Source organism: Limnohabitans sp. TEGF004 (assembly GCF_027924965.1).
In the GTDB taxonomy this organism is placed as follows: domain Bacteria; phylum Pseudomonadota; class Gammaproteobacteria; order Burkholderiales; family Burkholderiaceae_C; genus Limnohabitans.
The window spans coordinates 636,883-652,922 of record NZ_AP027056.1; the positions used below are offsets into that span (position 1 = coordinate 636,883).

The 16,040-nt window shown below is 55.8% G+C and carries 16 protein-coding genes and 3 tRNA genes; 13 read left to right on the plus strand and 6 right to left on the minus strand.

Features of this window, described 5'->3' with window-relative positions:
• Positions 1–34: 34 nt before the first annotated feature.
• The 10 genes from folC (at position 35) to LINBF2_RS03205 (ending at position 7,704) form a co-directional block, all read left to right on the plus strand.
• Positions 35–1,333 carry a bifunctional tetrahydrofolate synthase/dihydrofolate synthase gene (gene folC / locus LINBF2_RS03160; protein WP_281890370.1) on the plus strand — a complete coding sequence of 433 codons (1,299 nt, stop codon included), beginning with the start codon at positions 35–37 and terminating at the stop codon, positions 1,331–1,333.
• A gap of 12 nt (positions 1,334–1,345) precedes the next feature.
• Positions 1,346–2,065 carry an SPOR domain-containing protein gene (locus LINBF2_RS03165; RefSeq protein ID WP_281890372.1) on the plus strand — a complete coding sequence of 240 codons (720 nt, stop codon included), beginning with the start codon at positions 1,346–1,348 and terminating at the stop codon, positions 2,063–2,065.
• A gap of 10 nt (positions 2,066–2,075) precedes the next feature.
• Positions 2,076–2,570, plus strand: coding sequence for a CvpA family protein (locus LINBF2_RS03170; RefSeq protein ID WP_281890374.1), 495 nt, complete (start codon positions 2,076–2,078; stop codon positions 2,568–2,570).
• Entirely contained in the window at positions 2,570–4,084 is a 1,515-nt protein-coding gene (gene purF / locus LINBF2_RS03175; RefSeq protein ID WP_281890377.1) for an amidophosphoribosyltransferase, read from the plus strand. The genes LINBF2_RS03170 and purF overlap by 1 nt, the downstream gene beginning before the upstream one ends.
• A 7-nt stretch (positions 4,085–4,091) precedes the next feature.
• Positions 4,092–5,303 (plus strand): O-succinylhomoserine sulfhydrylase, encoded by a 1,212-nt coding sequence (locus tag LINBF2_RS03180; protein ID WP_104796310.1) that lies wholly within the window; start codon positions 4,092–4,094, stop codon positions 5,301–5,303.
• A gap of 8 nt (positions 5,304–5,311) precedes the next feature.
• Positions 5,312–6,703 carry a glutamate--tRNA ligase gene (gltX, locus tag LINBF2_RS03185; RefSeq protein WP_281890380.1) on the plus strand — a complete coding sequence of 464 codons (1,392 nt, stop codon included), beginning with the start codon at positions 5,312–5,314 and terminating at the stop codon, positions 6,701–6,703.
• 34 nt (positions 6,704–6,737) lie between these two features.
• Positions 6,738–6,813, plus strand: a tRNA-Ala gene (locus LINBF2_RS03190).
• Positions 6,814–6,871: 58 nt separating this feature from the next.
• Positions 6,872–6,947 (plus strand) — tRNA-Glu (locus tag LINBF2_RS03195).
• 58 nt (positions 6,948–7,005) lie between these two features.
• Positions 7,006–7,082, plus strand: a tRNA-Asp gene (locus LINBF2_RS03200).
• A 253-nt stretch (positions 7,083–7,335) separates the two neighbouring features.
• Complete coding sequence (locus tag LINBF2_RS03205) at positions 7,336–7,704, plus strand: RNA-binding protein (RefSeq protein WP_104799091.1); 369 nt, start codon at positions 7,336–7,338, stop codon at positions 7,702–7,704.
• Positions 7,705–7,824: 120 nt separating this feature from the next.
• On the opposite strand, the gene LINBF2_RS03210 is transcribed toward LINBF2_RS03205, so the two are convergent.
• From LINBF2_RS03210 to LINBF2_RS03230, 5 genes are all read right to left on the minus strand, one after another.
• Positions 7,825–8,319: a hypothetical protein gene (locus LINBF2_RS03210; protein WP_281890383.1), complete on the minus strand. Its 495-nt coding sequence runs from the start codon at positions 8,317–8,319 to the stop codon at positions 7,825–7,827.
• A 91-nt stretch (positions 8,320–8,410) separates the two neighbouring features.
• Complete coding sequence (locus tag LINBF2_RS03215; protein WP_281890385.1) at positions 8,411–8,917, minus strand: hypothetical protein; 507 nt, start codon at positions 8,915–8,917, stop codon at positions 8,411–8,413.
• A 125-nt stretch (positions 8,918–9,042) separates the two neighbouring features.
• On the minus strand, positions 9,043–9,288 hold the full coding sequence (locus LINBF2_RS03220; RefSeq protein ID WP_236657881.1) for a hypothetical protein: 246 nt from the start codon (positions 9,286–9,288) through the stop codon (positions 9,043–9,045).
• A 181-nt stretch (positions 9,289–9,469) separates the two neighbouring features.
• Positions 9,470–10,369: a DMT family transporter gene (locus tag LINBF2_RS03225; protein ID WP_104799094.1), complete on the minus strand. Its 900-nt coding sequence runs from the start codon at positions 10,367–10,369 to the stop codon at positions 9,470–9,472.
• Positions 10,366–10,872 carry a methylated-DNA--[protein]-cysteine S-methyltransferase gene (locus tag LINBF2_RS03230; protein WP_281890388.1) on the minus strand — a complete coding sequence of 169 codons (507 nt, stop codon included), beginning with the start codon at positions 10,870–10,872 and terminating at the stop codon, positions 10,366–10,368. The genes LINBF2_RS03225 and LINBF2_RS03230 overlap by 4 nt, the downstream gene beginning before the upstream one ends.
• Before the next feature lie 84 nt (positions 10,873–10,956).
• Here LINBF2_RS03230 and LINBF2_RS03235 point away from each other — a divergent pair, with 84 nt between their 5' ends.
• Genes LINBF2_RS03235 through LINBF2_RS03245 form a run of 3 tightly spaced genes read left to right on the plus strand, consistent with a single transcriptional unit; the run spans position 10,957 to position 14,671 of the window.
• Entirely contained in the window at positions 10,957–12,357 is a 1,401-nt protein-coding gene (locus LINBF2_RS03235) for a phosphomannomutase/phosphoglucomutase (RefSeq protein ID WP_281890390.1), read from the plus strand.
• Entirely contained in the window at positions 12,354–13,373 is a 1,020-nt protein-coding gene (gene waaC / locus LINBF2_RS03240; RefSeq protein WP_281890392.1) for a lipopolysaccharide heptosyltransferase I, read from the plus strand. Before LINBF2_RS03235 ends, waaC begins: the two co-directional genes overlap by 4 nt.
• 23 nt (positions 13,374–13,396) lie before the next feature.
• Positions 13,397–14,671 carry a 3-deoxy-D-manno-octulosonic acid transferase gene (locus LINBF2_RS03245; RefSeq protein ID WP_281890394.1) on the plus strand — a complete coding sequence of 425 codons (1,275 nt, stop codon included), beginning with the start codon at positions 13,397–13,399 and terminating at the stop codon, positions 14,669–14,671.
• Here LINBF2_RS03245 and LINBF2_RS03250 read toward each other — a convergent pair.
• Positions 14,668–16,026, minus strand: coding sequence for a TolC family outer membrane protein (locus LINBF2_RS03250; protein ID WP_281890395.1), 1,359 nt, complete (start codon positions 16,024–16,026; stop codon positions 14,668–14,670). The two genes, LINBF2_RS03245 and LINBF2_RS03250, sit on opposite strands and share 4 nt — an antisense overlap.
• Positions 16,027–16,040 lie beyond the last annotated feature (14 nt).

Below are 16,040 nucleotides of genomic sequence, written 5' to 3' on the forward strand. Positions count from 1 at the left end.
CCAATGGCCTGCAGCGGTGGGTGACAATTGACAGATGAATTCACTCGACAGCTGGCTCGCGCATTGCGAGCGTTTGCACCCCAAAAACATCGACATGGGCCTAGAGCGCGTGCGCACAGTGGCCGAGCGCATGGCGCTCAAGTTTGATTGCCCCGTCATCACCGTGGCGGGCACCAACGGCAAGGGCTCGACCTGCGCCATGTTGGAGGCCTGTTTGCTGGAAGCGGGCTATCGCCCCAGCGTGTATACCTCACCACATTTGGTGCATTTCCAAGAACGCTGCCGCGTGCATGGCGAAACCGTCCAGCCCGACGACTTGCTGCCGCATTTTGAAAAAGTAGAAGCTGCGCGTACCCAAGGCAGTGAGGTGTCACTCACTTACTTCGAGTTCACCACCTTGGCGATTTTGAGTTTGATGGCTTCGTCGCCCATCGATGTGGCCATTCTTGAAGTGGGCTTGGGCGGCCGCTTGGACGCGGTCAATGTGATTGAGCCAACTTGCTCCATCATCACCAGCGTGGACTTGGACCACATGGACTTTTTAGGCCACGACCGCGAAACCATTGGCCGCGAGAAGGCGGGCATCATGCGCACGGGCCGCCCCGTCATCGTGAGTGACCCCGTGCCGCCGCACAGCGTGATTGACCACGCCACAGAAATTGGCGCAGACCTGTGGCTGTTTGGCCGTGATTTCAACTTCACGGGCGACAAGCAGCAGTGGGGCTGGGCAGGGCGTGGCCGTCGTTACAGCGGTTTGGCTTATCCCGCGTTGCGCGGGGCTAACCAGTTGGTCAACGCCAGCGGCGTGTTGGCGGCGCTTGAGGCTTTGCGTAGCGAGATGCCTGTAACGGCCCAAGCGATTCGCAATGGCTTGGCAATGGTCGAGTTGCCAGGGCGCTTCCAAATCGTGCCGGGTCAGCCTGCCTTGGTGTTTGACGTGGCGCACAACGCCCACGCGGTGGCGGCACTCACTGAAAACCTCGATGCCATGGGCTTTTATCCCACCACCCATGTGGTATTTGGGGCCATGGCCGACAAAGACGTGGCGCCTATGCTGGCGCGTGTAGGCCCTTTGGTGGACCGTTGGTACTTTTGTGATTTGCCCACCGAACGCGCCGCCAAAGCCACTCAGTTGCAAGACGTTTGGCAGGCGGGCAACACCCGTCAAGACGTGCAAGCTAGCACCCATGCCAACCCCCAAGCCGCGCTGGACGCAGCCGTGGCTGCGGCAGACCCCGCTGATAGAATTGTGGTCTTCGGATCGTTCTTCACGGTCGGGGGGATTTTGGCGAATGGCATTCCCCGTTTAGACGCCCCACATTTGAGCTCCTGAGACCCCATTCACATGGCTTTTTTCAAGTTTCGACTGCCCGGTCAAGCGACCGGCGAGCCCCAAGGTAATACCAGCAATTCTCCCGCCGAGAGCGTGGACGCCATGCGCCGCCGCGCCCGTCACCGTTTGATTGGCGCTTCGGTGTTGGTCGTGTTGGGTGTTGTCGGCTTTCCCTTGTTGTTTGACACCCAGCCGCGCCCTGTGTCGGTGGACATTGCGGTGGATATTCCTGACCGCGCGACAGCCAAGCCCTTGGTGGACACCTCAACGTCCAAGCCCTTATCTGCTTCTGCGGGGCTCGATGCCAAAGAGGAAGTGGTGCCTGACGCCAAAGCTGAAGCTAAGCCAGATGTGAAGCCTGAAACAGCTATGGCCGCAGCTGCTGGCGCAGCAGCCGTGGCCGCGGTGGTGCCCAAGGCCGAAACAAAGTCAGAGCCCGCGAAGGCTGACATCAAACCAGACGCCAAATCTGCGGTTAAGCCTGCTGACAGCAAAGACACAGGCGCGCGCTTCGTGGTGCAAGCCGGCACGTTTTCGGACGATGGCAAGTTGCGTGAAACGCGTAACAAGCTCGAAAAAGCAGGCATCACCACCTACACCCAAGTCATCGAGAGCAAAGAGGGGCGTCGTGTGCGTGTACGCGTAGGCCCCTTTACCAAACGTGACGATGCCGACAAGATGGCAAACAAGATCAAGCAGTTGCAATTGCAGCCGCAAGTCTTGACGCTGTAACCCACGCGTTATGCAAACACTTTCGGCCGTAGATTGGATTCTGCTGGCCGTCTTGGGTCTGTCATTCCTGCTGGGCTTGTGGCGCGGCATCGTGCAAGAGGTGTTGTCGTTGGTGGGATGGGTGGCTGCGTTTTATGTCTCGCAGATGTACGCCCCGATGGCTGCCGCGTGGTTGCCCATGGAGGGCAGCAGCCAGATGCTGCGTTACGCCGCTGGTTTTGTGGTGGTGTTTGTGGCTGTTTTGGTGGCCACGGTGTTGGTCAGCTGGGTGGTCAAAAAATTAATTTCTGCAGTCGGTCTTGGTCCGTTAGACCGCTTGCTCGGTAGCTTGTTTGGATTGATGCGCGGCGTGGTCATTTTGTTGGCCGTGACCGTGTTGGTGGGCATGACGCCCATGCGTGACACCGAGGCTTGGAAGCAAGCGCAGGGCACGCAATGGTTGCAACAGTTTTTGCATGTGTTGAAGCCGGTGTTACCGGCTGATTTTGGAAAGTACCTCCCCTAATGTGTGGCATCGTCGGCGTTGCAAGCAACGCACCTGTGAACCAGTTGATTTATGACGCCTTGTTGCTCTTGCAGCACCGAGGCCAAGATGCCGCAGGCATCGTCACCCAGCTGGACCGTAAATTTTTCATGCACAAAGCCAAGGGCATGGTGCGTGATGTATTTCGCACCCGCAACATGCGCGCCTTGCCTGGCAACAACGGCTTGGGCCAAGTGCGCTACCCCACTGCAGGCAATGCCTTCAGCGAAGAAGAGGCCCAGCCTTTTTATGTGAACGCACCGTTTGGTTTGGTGTTGGTTCACAACGGCAACCTGACCAACGCGCATGCGTTGAAAGCTGAGTTGTTCTCTGAAGACCACCGTCACATCAATACTGAGAGTGACTCTGAGGTGTTGCTCAACGTCTTGGCCCACGAAATTGACAAAGCCACGCGTGGCTTGCCACTCAAAGCGTCTGACGTGTTTGAAGCTGTGCGCCGTGTGCACCGCCGCATCAAAGGTTCTTACGCCGTTATTTCGATGATTGCAGGTCACGGTTTGCTGGCTTTCCGCGACCCATTTGGCATTCGCCCTTTGTGTATCGGACGAGGTGCTGACGGCACTTACATGTTGGCCAGTGAATCAGTCGCCCTGGATGGCACAGGCCATGTGTTTGAGCGCGACATCGCGCCAGGCGAAGCCGTGTTCATTGACCTCGCAGGTCAAGCGCACTTCATGCAATGCGCCGATGCGCCGCAACTCAAGCCATGTATTTTTGAATACGTGTATTTGGCCCGTCCTGACTCAACGATGGATGGCATCTCTGTGTATCAAGCTCGCTTGAACTTGGGCGAGACCTTGGCCAAACGCGTGATTTCGGTTGTGCCGCCCACAGACATTGATGTGATCATCCCGATCCCAGAATCGAGCCGCCCCAGCGCCACACAGCTGGCGCATTTGTTGGGTGTGCCTTACCGCGAAGGGTTTGTGAAAAACCGTTACGTGGGCCGCACCTTCATCATGCCGGGCCAAGGTGTGCGTAAAAAGTCCGTGCGCCAAAAGCTCAACGTGATTGCCAGTGAATTCAAAGGCCGCAACGTGCTGCTAGTGGACGACTCCATCGTGCGCGGCACCACCAGCAAAGAGATTGTGCAAATGGCCCGTGATGCTGGCGCGCGCAAGGTGTATTTGGCCAGCGCGGCGCCGCCTGTTCGTTTTCCTAACGTGTATGGCATTGACATGCCTACGCCGGAAGAGTTGGTGGCACACGATCGCACGGTTGAGGAAATTCGCAAATTAATTGGTTGCGATGCCTTGATTTACCAAGACGTCGAAGCCATGAAGCAAGCCGTGCGCGACGCCACAGCAGGCTCTGCACCCAAGCTTGATGGCTTTGATGCCTCATGCTTTGACGGCGTGTACGTGACAGGCGATGTGTCAGTAGGCGATATCGTGCGCTTGAACGAAAAACGCGTGGGCACAGAAGAGGGCGCTGAAGACAATTCGCGCCTCGCCTTGCCCAATCAATCGGAGTGACCAAGGTATGAGTCAACACCCTTTGCCCACTGATTTGCACTTAGAGACCTTGGCTGTGCGCTTGGCTGCAGACCGCAGCCAATACGGCGAGAACTCAGAAGCCTTGTATCTCACCAGCGGTTATGTGCAGCCCTCAGCCGAAGCCTCGGCCCGCCGCTTTGCAGGCGAAGAAGACGGCTACACCTACGGCCGCTCGGGCAACCCAACTGTCACTAGCTTTGAAATGCGCTTGGCCGCCTTAGAGGGCAGCGAGGCAGCTTTGGCTACATCGTCCGGTATGTCTTCGGTCATGTTGATGCTGTTCAGCTTGCTCAAAGCGGGCGACCATGTGGTGTATTCGCAGTCGATGTTTGGTTCGACTTTGAAGCTCATTGGTTCTGAGTTTGCACGCTTTGGCGTGGAGTCCACCGTGGTGTCGCAAACTGATTTGGCTGCGTGGCAAGCTGCCATTCGTCCCAACACCAAACTCTTGTTTGCCGAGACGCCCACCAACCCCTTGACCGAGGTGTGTGACATCGCCGCCTTGGCTGACATGGCGCACAACGCGGGTGCTTTGCTGGCTGTCGATAACTGTTTTGCAACGCCGATTTTGCAGCGCCCCATTGCCATGGGCGCAGACATCGTCATGCACTCAGGTACCAAGTATTTGGATGGCCAAGGCCGCGTGATGGCGGGCGCTTTGTGTGCCAGCGAGAAACTCATCAAAGAAAAGCTGCTGCCCGTCATGAAAAACAGCGGCATGGTGTTGTCGCCCTTCAACGCATGGGTAGTGCTCAAAGGTTTGGAAACACTCGACATTCGCATGCGCGCCCAAAGCGCTCATGCCCACGCGATGGCTCAGTGGCTTGAGCAGCATCCTGCTGTGTCGCGCGTGTACTACCCAGGCTTAGCTTCTCACCCACAGCACGACTTGGCATTGAAGCAGATGTCTGGCATGGGCGGTGCGGTGTTGTCGTTTGATGTGAAGGCAGCTGACTCGCAGCAAGCGCGCACCCGCGCGTTTCATGTGCTCGACAGCTTGCGCACGCTCTCGCTGTGTACCAACTTGGGCGACACCAAAACTTTGCTCACGCACCCCGCCAGCACGTCGCACGGCAAATTGTCGGAAGATCAGCGTCAAGCCGCAGGCATCGGCCAAGGCATGATTCGCTTGGCCGCAGGCCTTGAGCATTTAGACGACATGAAGGCTGACCTTTTGCGCGGCTTGGACACTCTGTAAATTTTGTAATGACTTCAAAAATTCGTACCCGTTTCGCGCCATCCCCCACTGGCTTTATTCACCTTGGCAACATTCGCTCGGCCTTGTACCCTTGGGCGTTTGCACGTGCTACGGGTGGTGACTTTATTTTGCGTATTGAAGACACCGACTTGGAGCGTTCTAACCAAGCGTCGGTGGACGTCATCATCGAAGGTATGAAGTGGTTGGGTCTCGACCACGACGAAGGCCCGTTCTACCAAATGCAACGCATGGACCGCTACAAGGCCGTGTTGGAAGAGCTCAAAGCCGGTGGCCACGTGTACCCCTGCTACATGAGCATGGAAGAGCTCGACGCCCTGCGCGAACAGCAAATGGCCAACAAAGAAAAACCACGCTACAACGGCACATGGCGCCCAGAGCCAGGCAAGACCTTGCCTGCCATTCCTGAGGGCGTGAAGCCTGTGTTGCGCTTTAAAAATCCACAAGGCGGCTCTGTCGTTTGGGAAGACAAAGTCAAAGGCCGCATCGAGATCAGCAACGACGAGTTGGACGACTTGGTCATTGCCCGCCCCGACGGCACACCCACCTACAACTTCTGCGTGGTGGTGGACGACGTTGACATGGCCATCACCCACGTCATCCGTGGTGACGACCATGTGAACAACACGCCGCGCCAAATTAACATCTTTAAAGCGTTGGGCAAAGACACACCGGTTTATGCCCACTTACCCACCGTGCTCAATGAGCAAGGCGAGAAGATGAGTAAGCGCAATGGCGCGAAGGCTGTCACGCAATACCGCGACGAAGGCTACTTGCCCGATGCGATGGTCAACTACCTCGCACGTTTGGGCTGGAGTCATGGCGATGATGAAATTTTCAGTCGTGCTCAGTTCTTAGAGTGGTTCAACCTTGACCATCTCGGCCGCAGCGCTGCGCAGTTTGACGAAGCCAAGCTCAAGTGGGTGAATGCACAACATTTGAAAGCCATGGCCGATGATGTTTTGGCGCCCCTGGTGAGCGCTGAGTTGGCCAAGCGTGGCATCACTGCCGACGATCGCTTGCCTGCCATTTGTGGTTTGTTCAAAGACCGTTGCGACACCTTGTTGGTATTGGCTGATTGGGCCACTGCTTTCTACAACGACGTCATTCCACAAGCTGACGATGTGGCCAAACACATCACATCCGCCGTGTTGCCTGCACTCGATGCCTTGGCTGCCAAGCTAGGCGCATTGGCCGAGTGGAGCACAGCCAACGTGAGCGCAGCCTTCAAAGAGGTGTTGGCTGAGCAGGGTTTGAAAATGCCGCAGCTCGCCATGCCTGTCCGCGTGTTGGTCATGGGCACGCCGCAAACGCCATCGGTCGATGCGGTGCTTTTCTTGTGCGGAAAAGAAAAAGTTTTGGCACGTTTGACGAAACGCTAAAAATTTAGCTATACTATTGTTCTCGACACCCAACGGGGGTATAGCTCAGCTGGGAGAGCGCTTGCATGGCATGCAAGAGGTCAGCGGTTCGATCCCGCTTACCTCCACCAAAAATGTCGAGACGTTTCGAAAGAAGCAACAAGTTTCGAAAGAAACAGTCCAGGTTATGACCCTATCGTCTAGAGGCCTAGGACATCACCCTTTCACGGTGAGTACCGGGGTTCGAATCCCCGTAGGGTCGCCAAGTTTTGTAGCACTTGGCTTTGGTTGCGAAAGCAACTGAGCAAAAGTTACAGCTACCAGGAGTGGTAGTTCAGTTGGTTAGAATACCGGCCTGTCACGCCGGGGGTCGCGGGTTCGAGTCCCGTCCACTCCGCCAAAACGAGAAAGCCTAAATAGTTCGCTATTTAGGCTTTTTTCTTTGGTGCATGATTTACGAAATAACTCTATATTCGAATAAAACTCCTCTTTATATTCGAAACCTTAAAAAGAAGCGCATAATCCGCAGGCGCCGGTTTTAAATAATCGGTGCAATTTTGGTGATAGGTCAGTTTCGTGCGCTACGGCGTTACTTCTCGGGTTAGTTGTGCTTTCGGGACCCCATCGCTATTTCATGTATTTAAGGAGTCCCCATGGGCAATAAACTTTACGTCGGCAATCTGCCATACACGGTTCGCGATGGCGACCTCGAGCAATCTTTCGGTGAATTCGGTGCTGTGACCAGCGCCAAAGTCATGATGGAACGCGACACTGGCCGTTCAAAAGGTTTCGGCTTTGTCGAAATGGGCAGCGATGCCGAAGCGCAAGCTGCTATCGAAGGCATGAATGGTCAATCATTGGGTGGTCGTAGCATCACTGTGAACGAAGCCCGTCCGATGGAGCCACGTCCTCCCCGTTCAGGTGGTGGCGGCTACGGTGGTGGCGATCGCTCAGGCGGTGGCGGTTACGGCGGCGGTGATCGTTCAGGCGGTTACGGCGGTGGCGGTCGCGGCGGTTACTAAGCCCTGCAGATCTCTTGACTCAGCTTTGTGCTGAGCCAAATTAAAAGGCCTCGAAACTTCGGTTTCAAGGCCTTTTTCAATTTAGTAGTGGGTATTCATGCGGAATTTATCCATCCGTGATCAGCGAATTTCTGCGATAGCCGAAGGCTGGTTAGACACAAAGATGTTGATGCAGTTGTCGCGTGCATCTGTCACCACCCATGGATGGGTTTGGAAGGTCGGTTGTGTGTATTGGCCGTGCGCTGGAATGGTTTTGTAAAACACGCGGCGGCCACTGTAGTCCAACCAGTAGGTGCGAACCTCCTGGTTGCTGTTATTCAAAAACTTCATGCTGGTGTGCACATTGCCTTGCACGGATCGCAGGTTGCGTTCATCACGGCAAGAACTGGATGCGCCGCTTTGTTGTTGCCCTTCGTGGTCGTAACGTTTGCGGCCGTGTTCGCGATGGTGGCGGTATTGATCAACCTCATCGGCACGTTCTCTGCCGTGTTGCTGGTATTTATCAACTTCTTGGTTGATTTGCTCAAGCGGATTGGCGGCATTGGCAATGTTGGCAAATGAAGCAAGGGTCAAAACGCCTAAAGCGATCAAGGCGTGTTTGCGTAACGTTTGCATGGCGAACTTTCTTTCAAAGAGTGATGAGAAAGAAAGTAACGCTTAATAGTTTATTTAAGTTGACTAATTTTAATTCTTATTAATTATTTATTCATGACCAAAGGTACCTTGGCATGGCCGGTGCACGTGGCGCACGCAGCGCATTCATCCACAAGCAGTAGACAGCCATAAACCTCAGCGCAATCAAACCTGTAATCCATTGCAAGGGGTTTTCGCTCAAATAAACATAGGCATTGAAGTAGTCCATCACCAAGGCGGTGATGGCGATGCCGACGTAGAGCAAAGACACTTTTTCAAAATACCAGTTTTTCAAATAACTGAAGAGATAAAAAGCGCTGATGCCGATGATGAAGCAAGCTCTAAAAACGAGGTAACGCTCAAACGCTTGTGGATCTAGTGTGCCTAGCTCAAAGTTTCCGATGGCTAGGTGTGAGAAGAACAGTAACTTGATGACTTGAGAAGTCACCACCACCAACAAAAATAAGTTGCGGTATTTGAACCACGTATCGGTGTTGGAAGCAGCAGGCACATCCTCACCCATGAGCGCATTCAGCTCTTCATCGGTGACTAACGGTTGATCGACGTGGAGATTGCGCACTGGCATCTTTCAACTTGATCGGAATCTCAAGTTACCGAAAGTGTAAGTCTCACATTCAGTTTGCGTGTGGCGCTGCGATGATGTTCTATAAAAACTATGGTTATTTTTTGATAAGAAACGCGTTGTCAATGCGTGGGGGTGACGCCGTTGACCCAATCCATGCCTTGAGCCAAGGCGTATTGGGTTGCGTCATCGTGGGTAGCAAAGTCATCAACGAATGACATGATGCGTGCTGTGCTGGCGCTGCCTTGGCCGCTGGCGACCGAGACTTGGGCCGCAAACCGGCCGCTGGGTAAGGCACGCGGGCAGGCCGCGATGCGGTATTTGCCAACTGTGATGGCGGTATGTTGGGTATGAATAGCTGAAATCATGAAAATCTTAAAAATAGAACGACAAAACGCAGTTCTGTAAGAACTGGTTGAAATACGCGAAGAAGTGGGAATTTACTTAAAACGCCCCTTTGCTAAGGGGCTGGCACGCGCAAGGTAGAGGTAGCGTGCTAGAAGTCGACTAAAGCGATCAACTATTGTAACAGGTGATGGGATTTTTTGTTTAGTTAGGTCGACGCCCGACCAAACCAGAGGCCAAGGCCGTGCCGATCACAATGACCACGGCGCAACCCATCATCCAATGGGTGACGACTTCATCGAGGAACACCATGCCAAACACATTGGCAAATACCGGAATCAAGTAAGTGACAGTCATGGCGCGTGCAGGACCGGTGCGCGTCATCAAACGGAAATACAAGACATAGGCCAAGGCGGTGCACAGCAGGCCTGCAATGCCAAGTGCGCCCCAGGCGTGTAGCGATGGCATGTCGCTGGGCCACGTGAGCAAGGCTGGAATGGTGAGCCCAAGACTTGCGCCCCACAGGCTACCGGTGGTGGTGACCAGCGAGGGCACGTTTTGCAAATAACGTTTGGTGAAGCTGCCAGCAATGCCGTAGCAAAACGTGGCGACTAAGCAAGCGACCACCGCCAGTCCTGAGCCGCCTGCTTTGAACGAAATGCCACCTGGCACATCGCTGGCGAGCAAGACCACGCCTGTGAAGCCCAATGCCAAACCCAACGCACGCGTGGCATTGAGTTTGTCGCCCAACCAAAACCAAGCAATGAGCGCGCCAAAGAGCGGCGTGGTGGCATTCAAGATCGACGTCAGCCCGGTATTGATGTGCATCAGTGCATAGGCATAGCAAGCGAAAGGAAGCCCAGCATTGAGCAAGCCTGATGACATCACAGGGCGCCAGTGCTGTTGCAACACACCCACCTCGCGTCGCCACATCAACACCGGTGTGAGGATGACCGCCGCCAAGGTGATGCGCACCCAAGCCGTGGGGAAAGGGCCAAACGCATACGCACCTTCGCGCATGAACAAAAACGACGAACCCCACAGTAGTGCCAGCAGCACAAACTCAGGCACCCATTCGCGCCAATGCAGATGCCGCTCGGTCATGCGTGTGTGGCCTCAAGTGCCAGCAAATGCTTTTTGCGGTCTAAGCCACCAGCGAAGCCCGTGAGCGAACCGTTGGCGCCCAACACGCGGTGGCACGGCACGATGATGCTGTGCGGGTTTTGGCCAATCGCAGCACCCACGGCACGCACGGCCTTGGGTTTGTCAATGTCGTGCGCGATGCCGCCATAGGTACTGGTGTGGCCGTAAGGAATGCGTTGCAAGGCTCGCCACACGGCGCGCTGAAACGGGGTGCCCCAAGCCGGTTGCAGCTCAATTTCAAAAGTTTGGCGTTGGCCGTCAAAGTACTCACGCAGTTGTGTTGCCGCAGCCATCAAGGTGGGGTGTGCGTTGTCGGTGACCCACTGGCGGCTGTCAGGCAAATGCTCTTGCCGATGCACAAACCACACGCCCGCCAAACCTTGTGGGGTGGCTGCCAGCAGCACATCACCGAGTGGCGAGGTAGTGTGGCTTTGGTAAATGAGGTTTGTGGGCTTGGCGGACACAGTGAAATGGGCTTTGAGGCGATGTTTGGCCCATCATAGTGGGCCTGCAAAAGCTGTGACTTGGCTCTCTACAATCTGATCACTATGCAAGTCAACGCCTCCATCTTCAAAGCCTACGACATCCGCGGTGTCGTTCCCTCCACCCTCAATGTCGAAGTCGCCGAAGCCCTCGGCAAAGCCTTTGGCACACATGCCGCTGCATGTGGCGAAACCACCGTCGCCGTGGGCCGCGATGGCCGTTTGAGCGGACCTTCGCTGGTCGAAGCCCTGATTCGTGGCTTGGTCGCCGCAGGTGTGCAAGTGATTGATGTGGGCGCTGTGACAACTCCCATGCTGTACTTCGCAGCCAGCACCTTGTGCAAGAGCGGGATTCAAGTCACGGGCAGCCACAACCCTAAGGACTACAACGGTTTCAAAATGGTCCTCGGTGGCCGCGCTATTTATGGTGACGAAATTCAAGGCTTGCGAGAGATCATGCAAGCCGAGAGCTGGACCCTTAAAGCCGGCGGCAGCATCCAACACATGGATGTGACGGCCGACTACGTGGCCCGCATCGTGGGCGATGTGCGCCTGAGCCGCCCCATGAAAGTGGTGGTCGATTGCGGCAACGGCATTGCAGGTGCCACCGCTCCCGGCATCTTCCGCGCCTTGGGCTGCGAGGTGATTGAGCTGTTCAGCGAAGTGGATGGCAACTTCCCCAACCACCACCCAGACCCCAGCAAGCCTGAGAACTTGAAAGACGTCATCGCGGCGTTGAAGACCACAGGTGCTGAATTGGGCTTGGCCTTTGACGGCGATGGCGACCGCTTGGGCATCGTCACCCAAGACGGCGAAACCATTTACCCCGACCGCCAAATGACGCTGTTTGCACAAGACGTGCTTTCGCGCGTGCCCGGCGGCGCGATTGTGTTTGACGTGAAGTGTTCGCAGCGTTTGGCCCCCGCCATTCGCGAAGCAGGCGGCCAAGCCTTGATGTTCAAAACAGGCCACTCCCTCATCAAAGCCAAGATGAAAGAAGTCGATTCGCCTTTGGGTGGCGAGATGAGCGGCCACATCTTCTTTAAAGAACGTTGGTTTGGTTTTGACGATGGCACGTATGCCGGTTGCCGCTTGCTTGAAATTGTCAGCCGCAGCCCCGATGCCAATGTGGTGCTGAACGCATTGCCCACCAGCTTCTCCACGCCTGAATTGAACGTGGGCTGTGCCGAAGGCGAGCCACACCGTTTGAGCGCTGAGCTGCAACACATCGTGTCTAGCGAAACCTTGCCTTCGCCCGAGTTCAAGCCCGAGGCTTGCGTGATTGATGGCCTGCGCATTGACTGGGCCGATGGCTTTGGTTTGATTCGTGCGTCTAACACCACGCCCGTGTTGGTGCTGCGTTTTGAAGGCCAAACCCAAGCTGCGCTGGACCGTATTGAGCATGACATGCTGGCGCTGTTGCGTCGCGTCAAGCCCGATGCGAAGTTTCAAGAGGCCGCGCATTGAGCCTCGCTTTGCATGACCGACAAGCACCGTTGAAGGTGCTCATCGTCAAGCTCTCGTCACTGGGCGACGTGGTGCATGCCATGCCTGCGGTGATGGACATTCAAGCTGCGTTTCCCAATGCCCAAATTGATTGGGTGGTGGAACGTGGCTTTGCACCTCTGGCCGCACGATGTGCGGCGGTGCATCGCGTGATCCCCTGCGACCTACGTCGCTGGCGCAAAGCGTTTTTCAAAGCAGACACCCGTGCGCAAACACGTGCCGAGTGGCAAGCCTTCAAAGCTGATCTGCAGCAAGAGGCGTACGACGTCATCCTCGATTTACAGGGCCTGACCAAGTCAGCCTTGGTGGCATGGCTGGCGCGCAAAGCCAAAGGTGGCCAACGTTATGCCTTGGCCAATCGCACCGAGGGTTCGGGCTACGAGCGCCCTACACGTTGGGTGGCCGATGTGGCCGTGCCCATCACGCCGCACATCCATGCGGTGGAACGTGGCCGCGTGCTGTGCGCCAAAGCTTTGGGCTATGACGTACCTGCGCATTTGAACTATGGCTTGGGCCAAGCGGCTGCGCAGCGCAAACCTATCGTCGCTTTGGTGCATGGCACATCGCGTGCCGACAAAGAGTGGCCTTTGTCGCATTGGTTTGACATCGGTACGCGTCTAAAGCAACAAGGCTTCGATGTGGCCTTGCCACATGGCAACGAAGCAGAACGCTTGCGCAGCGTGGTCATGGCCGAGATGTTGCCCGGTGCCGTGGTGTGGCCTCGCTTGTCGCTGGACCAACTCACCAACGAGATGGCGCAATGCACGGGCGTGATTGGTGTGGACAGCGGCTTGAGTCACATCGCTGTGGCACTCGATTTGCCCCATGTTCAGATTTACAACTTCGACACCGCATGGCGCACAGGCCCCGAAGGTTTGATGCGTCAGCGCAGTGTGATCGATTGCCCCACGCCCAGCGTCGATGCCGTGTGGGATTCGTGGCAGGCGTGCTTGCACACCGAGGGTTCAGCACCGTGATACTGTCAATTTACAGCGCGGCCATGTGGGCCTTGCAACCTTTGTTGCGTCGCAAACTGCAACGCCGTGGGCGTGAAGAGGCAGGTTATTTGCAGGCCATTGAAGAACGCTTTGGGCATTACACACAGCCCGTCACCGAAGGTGGCTACGTGTGGGTGCATGCTGTCTCCTTAGGTGAGACACGAGCTGCAGCAGTGTTGCTACAAGCCTTGCGCGCGGCGCAGCCTGGCATTCGCATCTTGCTCACCCACGGCACAGCCACAGGGCGTGCGCAGGGCGTGAGCTTGCTGCAAGACGGTGATGTGCAAGTGTGGCAACCGTGGGACACGCCTGCGGCGGTGCAACGTTTTTTGACGCAGTTCAAACCGCGTGTGGGCATCATCTTAGAAACCGAGCTGTGGCCCAACTGGGTCGCTCAGTGCAACAAGGCGAAGGTGCCACTGGTGCTGGTGAATGCACGCATGAGCGAAAAAAGCATGCAGCAAGCGCAGCGCTTGGCTTGGCTGTCACGCCCGGCCTACCAAGGTTTGTCGGCTGTGCTGGCGCAAACACAAGCTGATGCCGAGCGCTTACAAACCTTGGGCGCCAAGGTCGATGCGGTGCTGGGTAATTTGAAGTTTGATGCCAAGCCTGATGCTGCACAACTGACATTGGCGCAAACGTGGAAGCAAAAGCTCAAGCGCCCCGTGGTGCTGTTCACCAGCTCACGTGAAGGCGAAGAAGTGATGTGGCTAGACATCTTGCAAGCCTTGAAAGATGCACCGCTAGACCACCAAGACCACATCCATGCCGTGCATTGGTTGGTCGTGCCGCGTCATCCGCAGCGCTTTGATGAAGTGGCCGCCTTGATTGAAGAGCGAGGCTGGCACGTGTCACGCCGCAGTCAATGGACAGATGGCCTAGATGCCGAACAACAAGACGATGTCAACACCATTTGGCTGGGCGACTCCTTGGGTGAAATGGCGCTGTATTACGGCCTCTCCGATGCTGCTTTGCTGGGTGGCAGCTTTGCTCCCTTGGGCGGACAAAACTTGATTGAGTCCACCGCGTGTGGTTGCCCCGTCATCATGGGCCCGCACACGTTTAACTTTGCTGAAGCGGCTCAACTCGCTGAAGAGGCTGGCGCAGCCTTACGCGTCGAAGACATGGCACAAGCCGTGACCACCGCGTTGCAAATGGTGCGTTTCGCCCCTGATGAAAATGCACACGTGCAAGCGTGCATGACGTTTTCACAAGCTCACCGAGGCGCTGCGCAGCGTACCGCGCAGGCGTTGCTGCCTTATTTGAAAACAAATTAAGGAACGAGCAAATCGTTGATCGGCTGCAAATCTGCAGGCGTCAACGTACCCGCGGCTTGGCGCAATTTCAGATTGGTCACCAACACGTCGTAACGGGCTTTGGCCAAATCACGCTTGGTTTGGTAGAGCTGGCTTTGCGAGTTCAGCACATCGATGTTGATGTTCACGCCCACCGAGTAACCCAGTTTGTTGGCATCCAACGCGCTTTGGCTAGATGCCTCTGCTGCTTCGTAGGCTTTGACTTGGCTCAGACCGGCAAGCAAACCGAAGTAGGTGTTGCGTGTGGCTTGCTCGGTACCGCGACGTGCATTTTCTAAATCAGACTGTGCTTTGTCTTTCAAAGCAATCGCTTCTTTGACTTTGTAGACGCCACTGAAACCGGCGAACAACGGCACATTCAAGACGAGGCCGACGGATGGGTTCCAGGTGGTTGTTGGTGTTGACGCATAGGTTGTTCCAACAAACGAGCCTTTTAAGTTTTCAGTGCGGCCATAGGTCATCTGTGCATCCAGCGTAGGCTTATGAACGGCAGTGGCTTTGTCCATCTCGTAGTCAGCCACTTCCACCGCCAGTTGCGCTTGGCGCACAGCAGGACTGTTGGTCTGTGCTTGGCTGACCCAAGCATTGACGTCTTCTTTGGGGGGCTCAACCAAAACAGTGCTTTTCGCAAGGCGTTTGGGTTTGGCATCGCTCAGACCCACCACCATATTCAGCGCCAAGCGTTTGGTGCGCAGCTCGTTTTCAGCGGCAATGGCTTGGGCATTAGCCAAGTCAAAGCGGGCTTGTGCATCGCGCACGCCGGTGATGGTGGCCGTGCCCACTTCAAAGTTGCGCTGGGCCGAGGCCAGTTGTTCGCTGACGGCTTTCTTTTGGTTTTGTACCAGCTCCAAGTTGTCTTCGCTGGTGAGCACATCAAAGTAAGCCTGTGACACGCGAACCAGCAAATCATGCTCAGCAGCTTCATACTGTGCGGCAGCTTGTTGCAATTGACGGCCGCCTTGTCGGTAAGTGGCCCATGCCGCAGGGCGGTAAATGGGTTGCACCAACGTGGCAGCTGTGGTTTTGGTTTCTAGCTCTGTGATCGCAGATTTAGCTGCACCTTCTGCTTGTCGCTGAAAGTCTGTTCGTACTTGGCTCACCGACACTGAGATGTTAGGCAAGATGCCGCCCAGTGCCTGATTCGCTCTGGCCAAGTTCGCTTCAAACTGCGCCTTGGCTGAAATAAAACCAGCGTCGTAGCCTCGCGCTGCGTCGTACATCTCTACCAAGCTTTGGGCTTGCGCGCCAGATGCAAAAGCCAATGCCACCGAAGCGGTCAGGGGCAGGGTACGAAACAGGGTGCGAGAGAGCGACATTCAGTTCTTTCAAA

Coding starts and splice junctions, on each gene's coding strand:
- LINBF2_RS03210 (WP_281890383.1), bottom strand. CDS start 8,319: ATGCAAACGTTACGCAAACACGCCTTGATCGCTTTAGGCGTTTTGACC.
- gltX (WP_281890380.1), top strand. CDS start 5,312: ATGACTTCAAAAATTCGTACCCGTTTCGCGCCATCCCCCACTGGCTTT.
- LINBF2_RS03225 (WP_104799094.1), bottom strand. CDS start 10,369: ATGACCGAGCGGCATCTGCATTGGCGCGAATGGGTGCCTGAGTTTGTG.
- LINBF2_RS03235 (WP_281890390.1), top strand. CDS start 10,957: ATGCAAGTCAACGCCTCCATCTTCAAAGCCTACGACATCCGCGGTGTC.
- LINBF2_RS03245 (WP_281890394.1), top strand. CDS start 13,397: ATGTGGGCCTTGCAACCTTTGTTGCGTCGCAAACTGCAACGCCGTGGG.
- LINBF2_RS03170 (WP_281890374.1), top strand. CDS start 2,076: ATGCAAACACTTTCGGCCGTAGATTGGATTCTGCTGGCCGTCTTGGGT.
- LINBF2_RS03220 (WP_236657881.1), bottom strand. CDS start 9,288: ATGATTTCAGCTATTCATACCCAACATACCGCCATCACAGTTGGCAAA.
- LINBF2_RS03180 (WP_104796310.1), top strand. CDS start 4,092: ATGAGTCAACACCCTTTGCCCACTGATTTGCACTTAGAGACCTTGGCT.
- LINBF2_RS03165 (WP_281890372.1), top strand. CDS start 1,346: ATGGCTTTTTTCAAGTTTCGACTGCCCGGTCAAGCGACCGGCGAGCCC.
- LINBF2_RS03205 (WP_104799091.1), top strand. CDS start 7,336: ATGGGCAATAAACTTTACGTCGGCAATCTGCCATACACGGTTCGCGAT.
- folC (WP_281890370.1), top strand. CDS start 35: ATGAATTCACTCGACAGCTGGCTCGCGCATTGCGAGCGTTTGCACCCC.
- purF (WP_281890377.1), top strand. CDS start 2,570: ATGTGTGGCATCGTCGGCGTTGCAAGCAACGCACCTGTGAACCAGTTG.
- LINBF2_RS03250 (WP_281890395.1), bottom strand. CDS start 16,026: ATGTCGCTCTCTCGCACCCTGTTTCGTACCCTGCCCCTGACCGCTTCG.